The sequence below is a fragment of the Agrobacterium sp. NPDC089420 genome (assembly GCF_044900305.1).
Lineage (GTDB): Bacteria > Pseudomonadota > Alphaproteobacteria > Rhizobiales > Rhizobiaceae > Agrobacterium.
Genome location: NZ_JBJDMY010000003.1, coordinates 221471 through 239412, shown reverse-complemented (window position 1 = coordinate 239412; position 17942 = coordinate 221471). Strand labels below are relative to the sequence as shown.

At 59.6% G+C, this 17942-nt stretch carries 10 protein-coding genes; 4 read left to right on the top strand and 6 right to left on the bottom strand.

Annotated features, from left to right (window positions below):
• Positions 1 to 5178, bottom strand: coding sequence for a DEAD/DEAH box helicase (locus ACI2KA_RS05850; RefSeq protein ID WP_404500089.1), 5178 nt, complete (start codon positions 5176 to 5178; stop codon positions 1 to 3).
• A gap of 373 nt (positions 5179 to 5551) precedes the next feature.
• On the opposite strand from ACI2KA_RS05850, the gene ACI2KA_RS05845 reads away from it, so the two are divergent.
• The 4 genes from ACI2KA_RS05845 (at position 5552) to ACI2KA_RS05830 (ending at position 12282) form a co-directional block, all read left to right on the top strand.
• The gene (locus ACI2KA_RS05845) at positions 5552 to 7405 is read left to right on the top strand and encodes an AAA family ATPase (RefSeq protein ID WP_404500087.1); all 1854 of its coding nucleotides are present in this window, start codon (positions 5552 to 5554) and stop codon (positions 7403 to 7405) included.
• Between the two features lie 110 nt (positions 7406 to 7515).
• Positions 7516 to 9024, top strand: coding sequence for a hypothetical protein (locus ACI2KA_RS05840; protein ID WP_404500085.1), 1509 nt, complete (start codon positions 7516 to 7518; stop codon positions 9022 to 9024).
• Entirely contained in the window at positions 9021 to 11378 is a 2358-nt protein-coding gene (locus ACI2KA_RS05835; RefSeq protein WP_404500083.1) for a hypothetical protein, read from the top strand. Before ACI2KA_RS05840 ends, ACI2KA_RS05835 begins: the two co-directional genes overlap by 4 nt.
• Positions 11379 to 11508: 130 nt before the next feature.
• Entirely contained in the window at positions 11509 to 12282 is a 774-nt protein-coding gene (locus tag ACI2KA_RS05830; protein WP_404500081.1) for an RES family NAD+ phosphorylase, read from the top strand.
• Positions 12283 to 12785: 503 nt separating this feature from the next.
• Here ACI2KA_RS05830 and ACI2KA_RS05825 read toward each other — a convergent pair.
• The 5 genes from ACI2KA_RS05825 to bioB are packed head-to-tail and all read right to left on the bottom strand — an operon-like array spanning position 12786 to position 17917.
• Positions 12786 to 13772, bottom strand: coding sequence for a beta-ketoacyl-ACP synthase III (locus ACI2KA_RS05825; protein WP_404500079.1), 987 nt, complete (start codon positions 13770 to 13772; stop codon positions 12786 to 12788).
• 56 nt (positions 13773 to 13828) lie between these two features.
• Positions 13829 to 15124: an adenosylmethionine--8-amino-7-oxononanoate transaminase gene (locus ACI2KA_RS05820; RefSeq protein WP_404500077.1), complete on the bottom strand. Its 1296-nt coding sequence runs from the start codon at positions 15122 to 15124 to the stop codon at positions 13829 to 13831.
• Entirely contained in the window at positions 15121 to 15759 is a 639-nt protein-coding gene (gene bioD, locus ACI2KA_RS05815; protein ID WP_404500075.1) for a dethiobiotin synthase, read from the bottom strand. The genes ACI2KA_RS05820 and bioD overlap by 4 nt, the downstream gene beginning before the upstream one ends.
• Positions 15756 to 16901 (bottom strand): 8-amino-7-oxononanoate synthase, encoded by a 1146-nt coding sequence (locus tag ACI2KA_RS05810; protein WP_404500073.1) that lies wholly within the window; start codon positions 16899 to 16901, stop codon positions 15756 to 15758. Before ACI2KA_RS05810 ends, bioD begins: the two co-directional genes overlap by 4 nt.
• Positions 16898 to 17917 (bottom strand): biotin synthase BioB, encoded by a 1020-nt coding sequence (gene bioB, locus ACI2KA_RS05805; RefSeq protein WP_404500071.1) that lies wholly within the window; start codon positions 17915 to 17917, stop codon positions 16898 to 16900. Before bioB ends, ACI2KA_RS05810 begins: the two co-directional genes overlap by 4 nt.
• Between the last annotated feature and the right edge of the window lie 25 nt (positions 17918 to 17942).

Genomic DNA, 17942 nt, shown 5'->3' with positions numbered 1-17942 from the left:
TCAACCTGCAAAATTCTTGATAAAACCGTCTGGTAGCCCTTCAGACGGAACTTCGGGCAAGCTGTATACAACCCAGCCCTTGCTCATCGCATCCGCCTCAGCTTCCGATGTCAGCTTTTTGGTCGACGCAGCAACCATACTTGCACGCCACGCAAACTCGAACTCAATGCCTCCGAAACGTGCGGGCATTGTATCGATCTGAGGAATGCCAGCGGCTCCAAACGCCTCATGCCAAGGCGATACCACTGCGCCTGGTGCTGCCTTTGCCACTCGGGAAATCTCCCCGCAACTCAGATCGATTAGAAACTGCGCAACTTGTGGGCTCGCGCGATTGATCAGCTCGTGGTCTGGCTGATTGAAGTAGGAGAGAAGGCAGCGATAGCAGCCACGCACGCAACTCCCATCCTCTTTCTCCTGCAACAGATCTGCATCCCCCGCCGCAATCGCGGCATCTACATTTTCGAAATGCATCAAGCCGAGCGCCGTCTTGGCGACCTCATTGATTGCTTTTTCGTCGTCAATCAGGCGCGTAAGCACGCCGGCTCCGCCTTCGGTCGCCTCATAGGTGAGAATTGCTCGCCTGTTATCTCTCGCGGGCAACGGCTCACTCAGGATTTCACCTTCCTCGAGCTGGAAGACAACCTCTATCCCACGCAGCAACGCATATTGGACCGTTGCGATCGTTTCCGGCTCGTATTGTTCTGGCCGTTCAAAGCGCAGCAGCAAGGCATTCTTTCGGTCGCGAACGATTGGCACTATTCGGACCGGTTTCACCACATCTGGCGGCACATCCGTGTCACCATCCTCGCCGTCGGACTTCGCCCAGTAACCGGATCTGGGATCGATGTGGAAGCCGAAGACGGTCTGATCCCTTCGACGCTTCAGGCCCTTGTTCAAGCGGCTGATTTCGGCGCTATTGGCGTATTGAAGTGACAGGAGCCACGTTTCTTCGCAGACGAACCTGGCGTTGGTCACCTGGATTTGGCCATCCTTTTTCGGCCAGGAGAACACGGTCTGGATATCAAAGCCCTGCCGTACCCGTTCTTCATCGTTTGCCGTAATGCGCTCAGTCGGCGCCGCTTCGACATTGTCGATACGAAGCGTCTTCTTGATGGGGACCTCTCCAGCCATGTGATTGTCGCAGCCGTGACAACGCTCCACTTCGCCTTCGTGGGACGCACCACAGTTGGAGCAAATGTAGATGTCCTTGGTCGCCAATTCGGATCCATCGCCTTGGCGTACCTCGGGGGGCAGCTTAGCCTTCATAACCCGATAGGCACGGCCTTCATGGTATATCAGACTGCGCGGCCCGAACTCGGAAATGGCCAGAAAACGGGCCCTGGAAAGGAATGTGCCGGTTTTCCCTTCACCAGGTACGAACGCGTACAGCGGTAGGCGTGGGAAATTGTACCCAGGCAGGAAGCCTTCCGTCGCAAGATACCGATACGAATAGAAATCGGATCCATTCGACGCCTTGCCTTGTTCGAGGATTGCAATTTGATCCTGGGCTTGCATCTGCGCGGCCTTGATCTTGCGTCGGTCCGCTCCCGAGAGCCCAGTGATCTCCGAGCGCTTGTTCGCCTCGGCCAACTGCGTTCTTGCGGAGCTGTAGAGCTCACGCCAACGGTCAAATGCCCTATCAAATGCCTTCGGCGCGTTCATGGCCGTTTGAAGAACGAACTCGTCCGGATCTTCCATCCAGATTGGGGTCTTGCCACCATCGGACGCCAGAATCTGTTTCAGAACTCGCGTCATCGGACCGCGCGCCCCAGAGACAAGAGTAGACTTCGAAACTACCGCCAGAACCTCGTCCTTCAGCGGGAATTTATCGCCGTGAAGGTCTAAGATTTCAGGAATATCTGGGGAAAGCGCCAATTTCGCTTCCGCCAGCCAAACCGCATGAAGGTGCGACCGGACAAGTTCCTCATTCGTGATGTCAAGCGCGGGCGGCCGAACGACACCGGCCACCATATCATTGCGCCGTTCAAAGAAATACTGGTCATGCGGAGATCCCGAAGCGCAGTATGTCACGACAACCGCCGCCTGCCCAGACCGTCCGGCACGTCCGGCGCGTTGTGCATAATTCGCTGGCGTGGGCGGTACGTTGCGGAGATACACGGCGTTCAATGCCGAAATGTCCACGCCGAGTTCCATCGTCGGGGAGCAGAATAGCGCTGGCAAAAACCGCTCGGTTTCGCCTGTTGCTCGAATTTCCGTGCGGTATTCCGAGGTCGCGAGATGTTGCATATCGTCCTGTTCGAACCGGAACCGCCATTCACGCCATTCGCGCTGTTTCTGCGATACCTGCGCCGTATGTTCACGGCCCTCCAGGCCCCAGTAGGAACTGCGCCCGTCGCCAAAGTCGTTCGCGATCGCGGTGTAAAGGTCATGGAAGTATCGGTTGCCGCGCTGGCTTTCATCAGAAAGCGCGGGCCCGGGGATAAGCCGGACCGCGGACGGTGACAGGCGCCAACCTGTCACGTCACCGTCAAGATCGACGGGCACAAGTAGCCCTTCATCGCTTAGGAAGGCAAGCACTCCCTCCATGAACTCGTAGTACTCATCCTTGTTCAGCTTCGCGCCTAGGACGGACTTCCGGTTCAGGAACCTTGCAATTCTGGAATTGGGGCCAGCCCGAAGAAGAGCTTGTTCTTCGCGAAGCGTGACCACATTCTTGCTACCCCCGCGCAGGACCAGGGAAGAGCGTGCTCTCGGGTTCTCCTTCTGGTCAATTGCCCACGGGGCCTGAAGAAGCATACGGGATTTCTGAGCCACACCATCGAGGACGGTCAGGTCTAAGGCCTCGGTCTGAATAGCCAGGCCTTCGAGCATCGCAGACAATATAGCCTTGAGAATAGCCTGCCGCTGAGCGATGCCGAGATCGCCAAGGAGTGGATGGATGGCCATGAAGCGCTCGCGATCTTCCGAAAGTTCCTCAAGGCCGAGGAAATTAACATCGATCAGATTGAGAACAGACAAGCTGGGATTGGTGAAGCGCCATCCACGGCGTAGGTCCGTCCAGACACGATGGGCGAGCACTTTAGCGAGCGAACGCTGTGCGTCTTCACGGATAATGGCGCCAACATTTGCGTCGAGAAGCCAATGCTGCCGAGCCTCCTTGTTGGCAGCAGTGAAACCAAGCGCCTTCACTACCTGAAGGCCGAACTCGTCTTCTGCAAGGCCTTCTGAGCCAGCGGAGATCACCGCGTGAAGAATGGCTCCGCGCAACAGACTTACGAACAAGAAGTCGTTGAAATGACCTGACTGCAGTGCGGCATCCTGACGGTTGTCGGTAAAGCCCAGCAGTTTGCGCTTCGTCGCAGGTACGCCGCTGCCCGGTTTGTTCATCCACTCCAGGGCACTGGCCACGAGCAGTGTTGTCGCAGAACTCCGCCCTTCGCCAGAGAGCCCGGCAAGCTTGCTGCGTTCACGCATGCCTTGCGTGGGCTCGTCATGACAGCAAAGGCAGAAGGCAAACTTCCCTGGGATAAACCAGAAATCATTGCCGCCCGCTCCATGGCGGCCGTCTGCACCCACCGCATATGATATAGGGGTGCGCTTCTTACGATAGCCTCTAAGCCGCTCGATGCCATTCTTTTCCTCCCGCCAGCTCTCAGGGTAGCCCTCAAGCTCCCCGGTGAACTGAAAGTCACTATCGTCGACATTTACTGGGCAGAGATAGCCGGCAACCTCGTCGTCCTCAGTATCGAGCGGGGTGTCATCAATGCTTCGGGGAAGAAAATGCAAATCCCCATCATCCTCGACCTTCGTCACGACATGGTATTCTTGACCACAGCTTCTGCAAAAACGGGTCGGATAGAGGCGATTGCCAGGTGCATCCGGATCCTCAAGCTGCCCTTCAAATAAGATCCGCCGAGGTCTGTCTGTGAGTGTTGTAAATACCTCGCCTGCGCCCGAGATGAAACGATGGAGTTTGAAGGCTAGAAAAGCACCATCCTTTGTGCCTCCGCGCTCGTTCTCAGGCAAACTTATCCGGGTCAGGAACTTTTCGAGGTAGTCGCGGCAGATTTCGGCCTCGACCCCAGTGGCCGACGACAGTTTTTCAACAGCTTGTTCGAATGGGATCGGCTTTTTTCTACGAAGTTCAAGCCCGTCGTCCAATCCGAGCTCCAACTCCACCCAAACCGAGAGCGGGTGGTGCTTCAAGGCCTCGTCGTCGAGTGTGTCCGGGAGGGACTGTGTTAAGATCTTGCTCAAGGCACCAACAACGTGCTCAGCCTTCAAGGCATCATCGGTGGCACGCTGCAAAGACTCGTCGATGACCGCATCCGGGCCAATCTCAGCACCAAACAGTCGTGATGCGAGGTTTGCGACAGCAACAGCACGGCTCTCATCCGATCCCTCGGATGCCATCGTCGCCGAGGTGCCGATGCAGATCGGCTCTTTGTCAGGAGAGCATCGATCACGCAGACGCCGAACGAGAACTGCAACATCAGCTCCCTGGCGTCCGCGGTAGGTGTGCAGTTCGTCCAGAATTATGAACTCGAGGCCGGATGCGTTTGCAATTACTTGCGAGTCCAGATCGTCCTGCCGTGTCAGCAGCAACTCGGCCATCATGTAGTTGGTCAGGAGAATATCTGGCGGGCTGGCGGCAATTCGCTCGCGTTCTTCTCGGCTTTCCTGACCAGTGTAACGCTTTACCACCGGCCTGAAATTATCAGGTAAACCAGAACCAGCGATGAACTTATCAATTTCCTTCATCTGGCTATTAGCCAGGGCGTTCATCGGATAGACGATGATTGCTGATGTCCGCCGCGGTTTTCCTGCGCGACGAGCACGGATAATTGCGTCGACAACTGGCACAAAGAAGCACAGGGATTTCCCCGAACCTGTGCCCGTCGTGACAACGTAGCTCTTGCCCTGCTTCGCCTTCGCAATTGCTTCGGCTTGGTGACGATGGAAGCGAAGGGGTGTCGCTCCGAACCGGAAAACCTTGCCCGTGCCCTCATCAAGGTCACCCGTGGCGACGAGTTCATCGACCGTCGGCCCAGCCATAAAGCGCGGATTGAGTGATAGGAGGGCGTCAGGCCAGAACTTTCCGGCGTCGTACTGCGCGTCGATCTCGGACTTCAGGTCGGGCGCTCGAATAGCGCTAAAGGAGCGCGAAAAGTGCTCATAGGCGTCGATCAATTGGTGATCAAATTCAAACGCTTTCATCAAGATGCCCAACTATCTGAACGACAAGATTTTTTACGATAAACAGCAAGTATTGAAAGCACAATTGGCTTTCCAATCGTCGCATTGTGGAAAATGCCACCCTACTTCAGTGTCGCTAGGCGCCGAATGACGCATTCCGCGTATCACTTCGCGCATACAATGTTCTACAGGAGGTGAAAGCGGAAATAATCTCCGCTGAGGGGCCGCAAGCGAATTGACCGGTTTGAGTGCGCTATGTTGGGAAGCAGTCATTCGTTCGGGTCCGATAACGAGACTGACCGTGGCGATCGTCCTGTGGACCCAATGCGATTGACGTTGCACTTTCCGCGGTGACCCCTTTTTATGGACTGCAGCCTATAGTGGCGGGGGATACATGCAGGTTCGGCTCGACCAAATTACGGTGAGGCATTTCAAGCGGATTGAAGAGCTCACTATAAATCTGAAGCCCGTCACGGCACTTGTCGGCGGGAACACCAGCGGCAAGAGCAGCGCGTTGCAAGCAGCGCAGCTCGGGGTGTCTATCCTGCAGGCGGCGTTGCGTAGGCTGCGTGGCGACGGCACGCCCGATTTCGCCGCCACAGTGTCGAACGACGCAGTCCTGTTTCGGCCTACTGAACGTCTCTTGGATCTGCGCCGGGGTGATCCGGCAACGCAGAACCTTGGCTTTTCCATTACCTATAGCGGCGTCGATCTCGATACGGACGCCGCAAAAGAGATCACGATTGAGGTACGGCGCGGAAAGAACGCTAACATCGCGATCAACCGCACCGGCGACGACGACTTTGCAGCCGTGCTCGCAGATCCCGACCGACCATTTTCGATACTGACACCGGGCCTTTCCGGCATTCCGATGCGCGAGGAGTGGCGCACGAAGGGCGCGATGGATGCTGCTGTCATGCACGGTGACGCGAACCTGTACCTTCGTACCGTGCTCGACCACCTATTTACCCGTGATTTGGACGAGATAGCTCGGGCCTCGTGGACGCACACACGCAACATCGGGGTGCTTCCTGACAGCGGTTGGAAGACTTTTTCTACCCTCCTTGACCGCTGCTATCCTGGTGCGCGCGTCGTCGTGGCGCATGACCAGCACCGCGATCGGTATGTGAAGGTCGAAGTCGAGGGGACGGATTCCCGAGTGACGATCGACATGGCTTCCACGGGCATGCTGCAGGTTATCCAGATCATCGCCTACGCTTGCTTCTACGCGCCCCCGCTCCTGCTACTCGACGAGCCGGATGCCCATCTTCACGCCGACAGCCAGTCGCGGCTCTACGAGGCGTTGCGCGGTGTCGCCGCAGAGACACAAACGCGCATCCTATTCGCCAGTCACTCCCCGCAGCTAATCCAGCGCCTGATGTATGACGCCGACGCTGTCGTCGTCTGGATGAGCGAGGGCGTCCAGGTGCCCGTCGACGAAGCCCAACGGCCTGCGATTCCCATACTCATGACCCTCGGTGCGCTTTCAGCCGGCGCCGACGCCTTCGACCCCGCGCGTCCCGTCCTCCTGATGACCGAGGACAAGCGCACCAAACCAGTCACCGCGCTGGCGCTAGCCAACGGGGCTCCACAAAACCTCGCCGTCATCTCCTACAACGGATGCGGCAATCTGCCAGCCGCCCGGCTGCTCGCCAGCATGATCACTGACATGAGACCCGACGCGCGGATCATCCTCCATCGCGACCGCGACTTCCGCACTCAACCGGAGATGGATTTTGAGATCGCGACTGCGGACGCCGAGCGTCTGCGGAATGGCGTCACTCGCGTCACGGAAGTGTTCACGCCTCTCAACGACGTTGAACATTCATTCGCCCAAGCCGAACACCTGAAGGCCAAGTTTCCACAGCTTGCGCCCGAGGTGGTCGACGCTGCAATCTCCCAAGTCACAGCCTTCAAGCGTGACCAACTTGTCGCTGCCGCCCACACCGCGCGCGGCCAAATCCGAACGACGGTCTACGAGAGCACGCGCAAGCGCGGAAAACCAGAATGGGCACAGTGCGGCATGCCTGCGGATCCGCCAGCAATTGCCAACTTCGTGCCTCCAAACGGCCTTGTCCCCGTAGCCTTCGAGCATAGCCACGGCAAAATGCTGATGGACGGCCTCCGCACGCGGATACATCAACAAGTTGGCGGAGCGACGCAGGATTGCGAGAATATAATCTACTCATCGTCAGACCACCTGATCGCGCCGAACTGGACATCTGTTTTTAACCCTCCGCCAGAGTGATGGCAGCGGGAAGTTTTCGACGCTTAATGCCGGGCTAAAATCAATATTGCCAACTCTTAGATCTTCCCGCCCTATAGCGCTATTTGTGAATCGATGCCGGTGAGACTTGAATGATAGCTGAGCCTGAGTGGACGGAGCGGATCGACAAGCGTGGACTCGACCCTCTAGGGATGCAGAATGCCGGCGTCGCGCTTTATCAGTCTCTAGTTCCGGGCATCAGCAACGTCACTTTGCGCATCCGCTACTACGGCCTCTATTGCTGGGTAAGCGACGCTTACGCGCGCGAAAAGGGATCCACAGACTTTGCCGAATGGCGCTCCTGGGTCCGGCGCGCCGAAGCTCTTTTCGCGCTCGTCGCGTCCTATCATGGAGGCGAGGGTGGGGTTGGCGGTGTCGAGTGGGCAGACCGGAGGCTCTCGCTTGAGGAGGCTGAGATAGATTTCGCGCAGGCCGCCTCTAACGACGCGAACGTGACTCGTTACCTCCGGCAGTCGTTGGGCGTCTTCGGCGGCGCCTACTATTCGCAGATGGTGGAACTCGGACTTTTCGTTGAAGGAGACCATGGTATCCAGCGGGCAAGCAACGGTCTCGGACTGGCCGCGGCCCAGGCCTTTCGAGAGGCGATCGGAGACGGGGTTGAGGCCCTTCTGATCGAGTGCATAAAGTCGGCAAAGGTTACGCTCTCGATCTTGGACGAGCTCTGGCCGATCCTCCCCTCGCAGATTCTCGAAAATTCGGACGAGCTGGCGATCTACGACCAGCTCCTTTTCATGACAGGAGCCGAAGCGACGACAGGTGACCTGAGTCGCACGGCGTCCCTTAAGCTCGTCCTAGCAACATCGAAGGCTATGGCCGGCCGCCCTGATCCGATGTCCGTCCGGTGGCATCTGTTCTCGACGCCCACGTTCGGTGACGACGATCTGGACCGGCAGCGCGTTCGGTGGGAAGCTTACCACTGCCACGATTTCATGCAGATCGCCGCAGCGGCCTTTCTGGAATGGGCTCTCGCTCTCATGGGAGAGCAGGATGCAGGTTTGACGCTCGCCGAAATCCGCGGAGAGATCTGGGAACGGCTCGGGTCGGATGAGAGTGCAGACGAACGGTGGTCCGCTTTTCAGCATAGGCTAGGAAACGAGGCATTCGACTATCGCGGTAGGTGGTCGAACTTGACAGGACGACGTGGAACTCCGGAAGCAAAGGCCTGGGACGCGATTTCGACGCTCGCCGCGCTGTTTGAGCGGATGGCATCGGACGAACGTCTGAGCGAAGTGATGCGGCGGGAGCTTCCCATCTCAGGCAATGCAAGGTCCATCGTGACGGAGATGAACTGGTTCTCACGCCGGGCGGATGAGCCCGTTCGCGACCTGATTTCGGCATATGTCATCGAGCGGGTGGTCCTTAGACATAGCTGGGTCGCGATGCAGAAGCTCCGGAGACAGAAGGACTACACGTTTCTGTTCGAAGTTCGCGACGGACGGCTCCTTCGCCGCAATGGATACGCGCCGGTCGCCACGACTCCACGGCTCAACCCCGCCATCCAGTTCCTCGTGGACGTCGGACTGGTCGATGACGACGGCCTCACTGAACGTGCCGCAAAACTGCTCGGAGGGGCGGCGTGAAGTACCTCGAGCGAATGGCGCGTCGGAGCGGAGGACGCCCGTATCATTCAGCCGTCGCGACGACATTCGCCGTCGAGTTCTCGGCCTTGGAAGAGGTTATGCTCCCCCAGCTCGTGGCGAGTGGTGCGACGAACATCCTCGTCGTCGCGGACGAGCGCATGGCCTCCATGTCGCTGTCGGACGGTTCCCGCCTTCCGTCGCAGTTGGGTCGTGACTACGCGCTAACTTCACCACCAGTTGCCGACGGTCTCTTCCACCCGAAGGTCGTTCTGCAGCTCGGTCGCAAAGGCGGTCGCCTTTTCGTCGGATCGGCGAACATCACCGCTGCCGGCCTTGCAGGCAACGCCGAAGCCGTCATCGAAATCGAATGCGGCGACGAACCCGGTCCCGAACGTGACATCTTACGAGCTGCCTGGGCCTACCTGGAAGGCCTGGTCAAGGAGAGATCTCGCTCTGCGGTCGACGCCATAGACTGGATCAAGGACAGAACGCCCTGGCTGCGCGGCGGAGGCGAGGCGGGGATGGCGACGCTCGATGATGGGACGCTCATCGCGTTCCTGACCAACGGCGCCGACGACGGGATCGGGCGGCGATTCCTCGACCTCGTCGGTGATGTCGCAGTCGAGAGCCTCGTCGTCGTCAGCCCCTACTGGGACGAAAACTTGTCTGCGCTCGAGTTCCTCCAGCAGCAGCTCCGGGCGGACAGAATCTCCGTTTTGCTGGATGCCGAGAACGTAGGGTTTCCTGTCGAAGCGGAACGACCGGCAGAGGTGGAGTTCAGAAATCTGCCCCGCAAGCTCGCCGGCCGGTTTACCCATGCGAAGGTCTGCGTTGCGAGCACCGCGGAACATGATCATGTGCTAGTCGGAAGCGCCAACTGCACGACGGCCGCGCTCGGCTTACTCGGACCTTCGAAAAGAAATGCTGAGGCCTGCATCTATCGAAGGCTCCCAGCGGGAGCGGCGGCGAAGGCCCTTGGTCTGGAGGAGATACTAGAACAAGATCCGCTCGACCCTGATGATCTGATCGAGGCCGGGCGGTCTCCACCCATTCCGCTCGAAGATATATCTTCTCGGCGGCCCGGCTTCTTCGAAATGGAAGGCGACGTGCTCACATGGATGGTTCCGAGCGAGGTGCCGAGCGAGGGAGTCATTCGCCTCCTGGACGGAAACACCCAATTGATCGACACTATCGCCTACGCGCTCGGATCCGAACGCCCCAACGTGACGTTCCGGATCACGGCCGAACGCAGGAGCGCGATAAGCTTCGTGACTGTCGAATCCGGCCAGTTCGTCTCCAGCAGAGCCTACGTCATCCAGCGGTCGTTGCTAAGAAGCCGGCGCCGAGAGATAGCGACCGGATCCGTTGCGAAGGCGATTGAGATCTTCGATGCGCACGCTGACTTCGAGCTCTGGATGCATCAGGCGGCCGACGAGCTCGCACGGGCAGACCTCAACGAGATTTCGACCGCATCGGTCGCGTCGTCCCGCGCCTCCCACGGTCCCCGCACCGAGGCGAAGCAGCAGGAGACGCGCTTTCTGAGCTACGACGAGTTCATGAGGACGCGTGTTCCGGACGCTCGTTCCGACGAGCGCCAGAACGCGTTGTCGGGCAAACATTCCGACCGTATCCGCCAGTTCATGAACGAACTCGTCGGCCAGTCGCGCGTCCTTGTTCACGAAGATGAGGCCGAGGACGACGAAGACTGGATGGATCTTGGGGACGAGAACGAGGTGGCCCTGACGGAAGCCGCCACGCGGCGGGCCGAAATGAAGGAAGAAGAAGAGGAAGAAGAAGAGGAAGATAGCCCCGCTCATGAGATCCGGGTTGACGCCAAGCAGTACGAGAAGATGGTCGGCCTTTATGTCGAGCGAGTGACGGCAGGGGACGAGCCGCTTGGTGCGCCCGACGTTCTTCGTGTCCGCTTCTGGTTGATGATGCTCCTTCACAAAGCTAGGACGACCCATCTGCCGAACGGTCTTGAGCCTTCCACGGACGACCGCGGCTGGCCTCGTATGGCATTCAGAGTGATCTCGTCGTTCTTCTGCGGAAAAAGGCCTCCCGTCCGACGTCTCATGATCGCCCGCGAATACAATTCGATGCCTGCGGACTTCCTGGAATGCTGGGCGACGGTTCTGTGGTCGTTGGACACCATCGAGGCTGTTCTACCCAAGTCGCCGAGGACAGAGAAATTTTTGCCATTTGTCGCGCGGGTGCGGGCCGAAGTTAAGAAGATACTCGGATTGACCCCGTCAGAGCTCGACAGCGACGTCGTGGTCGACCTCTGGAGAGCGATGGATGATTCGCTTGGCGCGAGACTTCTCAAAGAGAGAGAACCGGTTGCGGCCGGCTGATGCCATAGCCTTCGAAAGAAATGTCGGCATAGGAAGCGAGCGTTGTCAGGCAAACCTTCTTGAGCATGTTCCCGGACCAGTTGAGCATATAGTACTGACGTAGTGGTTGACGATTGTGGGGAGTGGAGTCGTGACTGAAGAGCGTTTGGCTCGAACTTTCAAGTCGCATCGTGATTACCATCATTTCCGACGCGAAGTCGTGAAGTCGCGTCGTTTCATTCGCTCTCCGGAGACGGAAGAATTTCTGCAAGCTGTCGCTGCGACGTGTCATACCCGAGAGAATATCGTTAACGTGGGCACGAGGTTAAGGCGCGCTCAAGTGGCACATGGCCTGAGGCCGATATATCAAACCGGTGACGACGGTGAAGACATCTACATCGACGACATCGAGTGCGCGGCCAACAAGACCCGCATGATGCCTTTGCGTGATCGCGCCAGCGACGGGCGCGTGAACACCCGTGGCATACCCTGTCTCTATATGGCGACAGACGATGCCACGGCAGTATCGGAAGTCAGACCTGCGATCGGTGCTTACGTGACTGTTGCCGTTTTGAAATGTATGCGCGAACTGAAGCTGATCGACTGCAGCATTCTCGCCGAAAAGCAGTTCATATACTTCAAAGAGCCAGAACGGGCGGAGTTGGAGAAAGCAGTTTGGTCGGATATCGACAGGGCATTTTCAACGCCGGCAGATCGGTCCGACGACGCAGCGGAGTACGCTCCCACGCAGATCCTCGCTGAGTTGTTCCGCTCCCTCGGTTACGACGGCGTGGCGTACAAAAGCGCGTTTGGTGAGGACGGCTACAATGTGGCGGTTTTCAATATAGACGATTTTGAAGTCGAGTGGTGTCGACTATTTCGAGTGGAAGACATCACGCACAAAATCAAGCAGCAAGCCGACTAAGCTGCGTTAAAGGGGCGCACAACTCGCACCTCTCTGAGGACGAAGCGGCTTTCACGAATACACGAACCCAGCTCTGGAGGACCTAAATAAACCGTGCTGAAACGAGTCCTTCAGTAGGCGTAGCGGCACGTCTTCAATCTTCTGCGCATGGCAGACGCGCGGTCGGAAAGTCTGCTTTCAGGCGCGCTTCCCCAAGGCGTGTATGACCGACATCAAGGCGCAAAGCTGCCGGGCGAATAATGGCCGCCTCACCGCAAACTTCAGGTTTGAAAGCGGAAATTATTGCCGCTTGACCGCCTAGTTGACTGATGCCCAAAGCCAGGGCACAAAGGTGGCATCCACGGTCGCTCGCGGCGGGAAAATAGAGGGAATTTCAAGGCCTTTCCGCTAAGCCATTGAAATGATGCGAGAATCCAGGTTCCCCAGCCAAATTTCTCCAAGTGAAATCAGCTTCTTGACTGCCGCACACGCAACGTCGCCGCGACGTTCGTCACGCACGGCGCTTAGGCACGGTAAATGACCGCGCCGCCCGTCATTCCTGCACCCGCAGCGGTCAAAAGCAGGGTTTCTCCCTCCGCGATGGGCCGTCCCATATGGGTGATGGAGAGTGAAAGCGGAATGGTCGCTGCGGAGGAGTTGCCGAAGGTCTCGATGGTGCGGACCGTCCTTTGCCGGTCGATGCCGAGATTGCCGCAGACGGCGTCGAACATGCGGGCATTGGCCTGATGCGGCACAAAACGGTCGATATCGGCCGCCATTCTTCCCGCTTCGGACAGTACCCGGCGCGAGGTCTCGGTCATCAGCGTCACTGCGCGGGAAAACACCTCGCGGCCGTCGCGCATCGTCATCAGGGCATCTTCGGCGGACATGGCGGCGGAAAAAGGCCGGCTGCTGCCGCCGGCCGCGATCTGGATGAGGTCGTAACCACCGCCATCCGCAACGAGATCGGCCGACAGCAGGCCACGCCTCGCCTCCGGGCAGGGGGCAAGCACAACGGCACCGGCGGCATCGGCAAACAGCACCGCGCTTGCCCTTTCCCCGGGATTGATCCGACGGCTCAGGATATTGGCGGCGACGACGAGCACGGCGCGGCCATGGGTGCGGACAAAACCATCGGCAAGGGTGAGCGCATAGAGGAAACCGGAACAGGCCCCGGCAAGATCGATGGCGCCCGATCGCGCCAGGCCAAGCCGGTGCGCGAGCAGCGGCGCCGAAGGCGGCAGGAGATGATCCGGCGTCGAGGTCGCAAGCAGCGTCAGCGCCACGTCATCGGCGTTGATTTTCGCCTCTTCCAGCGCCATGCGGCCGGCTCTTTCGGCAAGGCCGCTCAGAGTATCGCCCTCTTGTGCCCAATAACGCGTGCGGATGCCCGTCCGCCGTTCGATCCAGCCGGTTTCCAGTCCAAGATTGGCCTCTATCTCGGCATTGTTCACGCATCGCGCCGGGACGGCATGGCCAAAGCCGGCCATGCGGGAAGAACGTGTCTGCATTGTCAGGACTTTCGGAGACGGTTCTGGAATATTCTGAACATGGCCGCTCCCCGCCTTCATACCGTTCCGGCCGCGCGCGCCTTCGGCGGCGCGGTTTCGGTCACGATCCCGGCCACCTCGTCGATGGCGTCAAAGGCGCGGGCCAGATCCTGTGCCGTCGAACAATAGGGCGGCATCAGATAAATCACATTGCCGAGCGGGCGGATAATGAACCCACGCTCACGGAACAATTGCCGCATGCGCGGGCCAGCATCGGCCAGATAACCGCCGGCCGGCACCACGAGATCGAGTGCGGCGATGGTTCCCGCCTGCCGGATGGAGACAAAACGCTGGTCGCCGGCAAAACGCCGGAGATTGTCGCGCAGCGCCTGTTGCACTTGCTCGATGCGCGCAAGAACCGGTTCATCACGCCAGACCTGAAGATTGGCGACGGCGGCGGCGCAGGCGATCGGATTGGCCGTGTAGGAACTGGAATGGAAAAAGGTCTTGCGGCGGTCGGTCGAAACATGCGCGTCGAAAATCTCGGCGCTGCACAGCGTTGCCGCCAGCGGCAGGGAACCGCCGGTCAACCCCTTGGAGGTGCACAGAATATCCGGCGCGATGCCGGCCCGCTCGCAGGCAAACAGGGTTCCCGTCCTGCCCCAGCCGGTCATCACCTCATCGGCGATGACAAGGCAGCCATGGCGTTCGGCGATCTGCTTCAGCCCGGCCAGGACATCCGCACCGTAAATTTTCATGCCGCCGGCGCCGAGTACCAAGGGTTCGATGAGCAGGGCGGCGACACGGCCCGACCGGCAACAGGCCTCGAACAGGTCCAGTGTCCGCTGTTCATTGCCGGCTTCGGGAAAAGCCAGCCGGTCAACGCCGAAAAGCAGCGGCTCGTAGGCGGCATTGAACACGCCGCGCTCGCCGGTCGACATGGTGCCGATCGTATCGCCGTGATAGCCATGTTCCATAACCACGATACGGTCGCGTTTTTCGCCGCGATTATGGCAATAGCCGAGCGCCATTTTCAGCGCTACCTCCACGGCCGTCGAACCGCTGTCGGAATAAAACACGTGTTCAAGCCCGGCAGGGGCAAGCGCGATCAACCCCCTGGCGAGCGTTTCGGCGGGTTCATGGGAAAATTCGGCGAAGATGATCTGGTCAAAAGTCTCGGTCGCGGCGCGGATGGCCGCCATGATGGCCGGGTGCCGGTGACCATGGGTGATGACCCACCAGGACGAAATGGCATCGAACAGGTGACTTCCCTCCTCGTCGACCAGAAACGCGCCTTTGGCCGAAACGACACGTTTCATCGGCGGCTCCAGCCCGTGTTGGGTAAAGGGGTGCCAGACGGGTGAACGGTTCATGCCGGCGTCTCCAGAAAATCGGCGAGATTGAAATGCCGGGCAAATGCCTGCTGAAGCGCCTCGGCGCTCATTTCCGGCAGGCGGGGCAAACGGCCGAGCGGGCGAACGCCACCGAGGTTGGCGATGATGTGCTGGTTTTCGCGGTTCTCGTCGCCGATGAAGACAACGCCCTGCACCGGAATCCGTCGCTGCCGCAGCGCTTCAAGCGACAGCAGCGTGTGATTGATGGTGCCGAGCGCGGTTCTGGCGCACAGGACCAGTGGAATTTGCCAGCGGGCGAAAATATCGGCGAACAACACTCTGTCTGTCAGCGGCACCAGAAGACCACCGGCCCCTTCGATCACCAGGGGTTCATCGGTGTGTGGCGGCATGAGAAGCGCGGGATCGATCGTAATATTGTCAAGACGGGCTGAAAGATGCGGAGAGGCCGGCATGTTCAGGCGATAGGCTTCCGGCAGGATGCGCATCCGCGGCACGCCGCCCAGCCGTTCCACCGTCTCGCTGTCGGTCTCTTCCGCAAGACCGGATTGCACGGGCTTCCAATAATGGGCTTTAAGGGCGTGGGTAAGGGCCGCGGCAAAAACGGTCTTGCCGATGCCGGTATCGGTGCCGGAAATAACGAAACGGGGGCTCATCGCCGCTCCTCTTCCAGCAAAAGGGCGAGCAGCCCGACCATGCCGGCGATCTGGCCCTCATCCACATTAAGGGTGACGGCGACACGCAGCCGCGCCGTGCCTTCCGGCACCGTCGGCGGGCGGATCGCCCGGACATCAAAACCGCCGTCCCGCAGCCGTGCGGCAACCTTGAGCGAACGGGCATTGTCACCGATCATCACCGGCATGATCTGCGAACCGCTGGGCGTGACGCCCAGCCGATGGCGAAACTCTTCGCCGGCGAAGTTTACCAGCGCCATCAGCCGCGCCTGGCGCCAGGGTTCGTCGGCGATGATGCGCAAGGCTTCCCGTATCGCCGCCGCCATCAGCGGCGAGGGTGCGGTCGAATAGATGAAACCGCGGGCGCGGTTGACGAGATAATCGGCCAGAACCGCCGGCAGGGTCAAAAGCGCGCCGGAAAGCCCGAGCGCCTTGCCGCAGGTATGCAAGGCCACGACATGGCCCGGACCTTTCAGCGCCGCGGCGAGGCCGCGCCCGCCGGCGCCGAACACGCCGGTGGCGTGCGCCTCGTCGACAACGAGAAAACCGCCATGTCTGCCGGCAAGGTCGGCGAGCGCCGCAAGCGGCGCATAATCGCCATCCATGGAGTAGAGGCTTTCCACCGCAATCCACGGACGCCCGCTGCCGCCCGCCTGCCGCCAGCGGACGATTTCCCGCTCGAATGCCTCGACCTGATTATGCGGCACGGCAATCGCCTTTGCCTTGCCGGCCGCAATGCCGTCATGCACGCTGGCGTGGATCAGGGCGTCATGAAGGACAAGATCGTCCCGCAGCGGCAGGGTGGAAAAAAGCGCGACGTTGGCGGCAAAACCGCTGCCGAAATAGATCGCTCTTTCCGCCCCGAAAAACGCCGCCGCCTCCGTTTCCAGCGCCTCATGTTCGGGATGGTTGCCACGCAGCAGCCGCGACCCGCCGGCGCCGGTCGGCACACTCCTGTCCATGGCCTCGGCAATTGCCGCTTTCAGCCGCGCCGCGCCGGCAAGCCCGAGATAATCATTGGAGGTAAAGTCGATACCCTCCCGGGGTGCGAGCGTACGCAGCCGCGATTTGCGGCCGAGACCGGCAAGCTTCATCGCGTAGGGAGAGAGCGCGGCGACGTTCACCGGCACCCTCCCGCCTCGACAGGCGGCAGTTCCATCGGTTTCAGGCCCAGCCGCCGGAAGAGCGCGGTATCGTGATCCTCGCCCGGATTATCCGCCGTCAGCAGCGTTTCGCCGATGAAGATGGAATTGGCGCCCGCCAGGAAACAGAGCGCCTGCGTCTCGTCGCTCATCTCCGTCCGTCCGGCCGAAAGCCGCACATGCGAATGCGGCATCAGGATGCGTGCAAGCGCGATGGTGCGGACGAAATCGATCGGATCGACGGGGTCCGCCTTGGCGAGCCTGGCCCCCGGGATCGGGATCAGCATGTTGATCGGCACGCTTTCCGGCGGAACCGGCAGATTGGCGAGCGTCACCAGCATTGAAATACGGTCCTCGACCGTCTCCCCCATGCCGAGAATGCCGCCGGCACAGACCTTGATGCCGGCATCGCGGACATTGGCAAGCGTTTCCAGCCGGTCCTCGAAGGTGCGAGTGGTGATGATCTCGGAATAAAACCGTTCGGACGTGTCGACGTTATGATTATAGTAATCCAGACCGGCATCGGCGAGCCGTTCGGATTGTTCCGGCGTCAGCATGCCGAGCGTCATGCAGGTTTCCATACCGAGCGCCTTGACGCCCTCCACCATGGCGACCACCGCCTCCATGTCGCGCTCCTTGGGACTGCGCCAGGCAGCGCCCATGCAATAACGCGTCGCCCCGCCTTCCTTCGCCTTGCGCGCCTCGGCCAGCACCCGTTCCACCTCCATAAGCTTGGAAGCCTTCAGGCCGGTCGGATTGCGCGCGGACTGGCTGCAATAACCGCAATCCTCAGGGCAGCCGCCGGTCTTGATGGATAGGAGCCGGCTCATCTGGATGGCATTGGCATCGAAATGACGGCGATGCACCTGCTGGGCACGGAAGAGGAGATCGTTAAATGGCAAATTATAGATAATTTTAGCCTCATCGAGTGGGGAATTTGTCCCTGCCAGTGGAACTGGCTGTGGATTTTTCTCGATTTGCACGGCGAATTGGTCCATCAGACTGCCTCTCCCTCAAAATAAA

Coding starts and splice junctions, on each gene's coding strand:
- bioB (WP_404500071.1), bottom strand. CDS start 17,917: ATGGACCAATTCGCCGTGCAAATCGAGAAAAATCCACAGCCAGTTCCA.
- ACI2KA_RS05825 (WP_404500079.1), bottom strand. CDS start 13,772: ATGCAGACACGTTCTTCCCGCATGGCCGGCTTTGGCCATGCCGTCCCG.
- bioD (WP_404500075.1), bottom strand. CDS start 15,759: ATGAGCCCCCGTTTCGTTATTTCCGGCACCGATACCGGCATCGGCAAG.
- ACI2KA_RS05850 (WP_404500089.1), bottom strand. CDS start 5,178: ATGAAAGCGTTTGAATTTGATCACCAATTGATCGACGCCTATGAGCAC.
- ACI2KA_RS05820 (WP_404500077.1), bottom strand. CDS start 15,124: ATGAACCGTTCACCCGTCTGGCACCCCTTTACCCAACACGGGCTGGAG.
- ACI2KA_RS05845 (WP_404500087.1), top strand. CDS start 5,552: ATGCAGGTTCGGCTCGACCAAATTACGGTGAGGCATTTCAAGCGGATT.
- ACI2KA_RS05840 (WP_404500085.1), top strand. CDS start 7,516: ATGATAGCTGAGCCTGAGTGGACGGAGCGGATCGACAAGCGTGGACTC.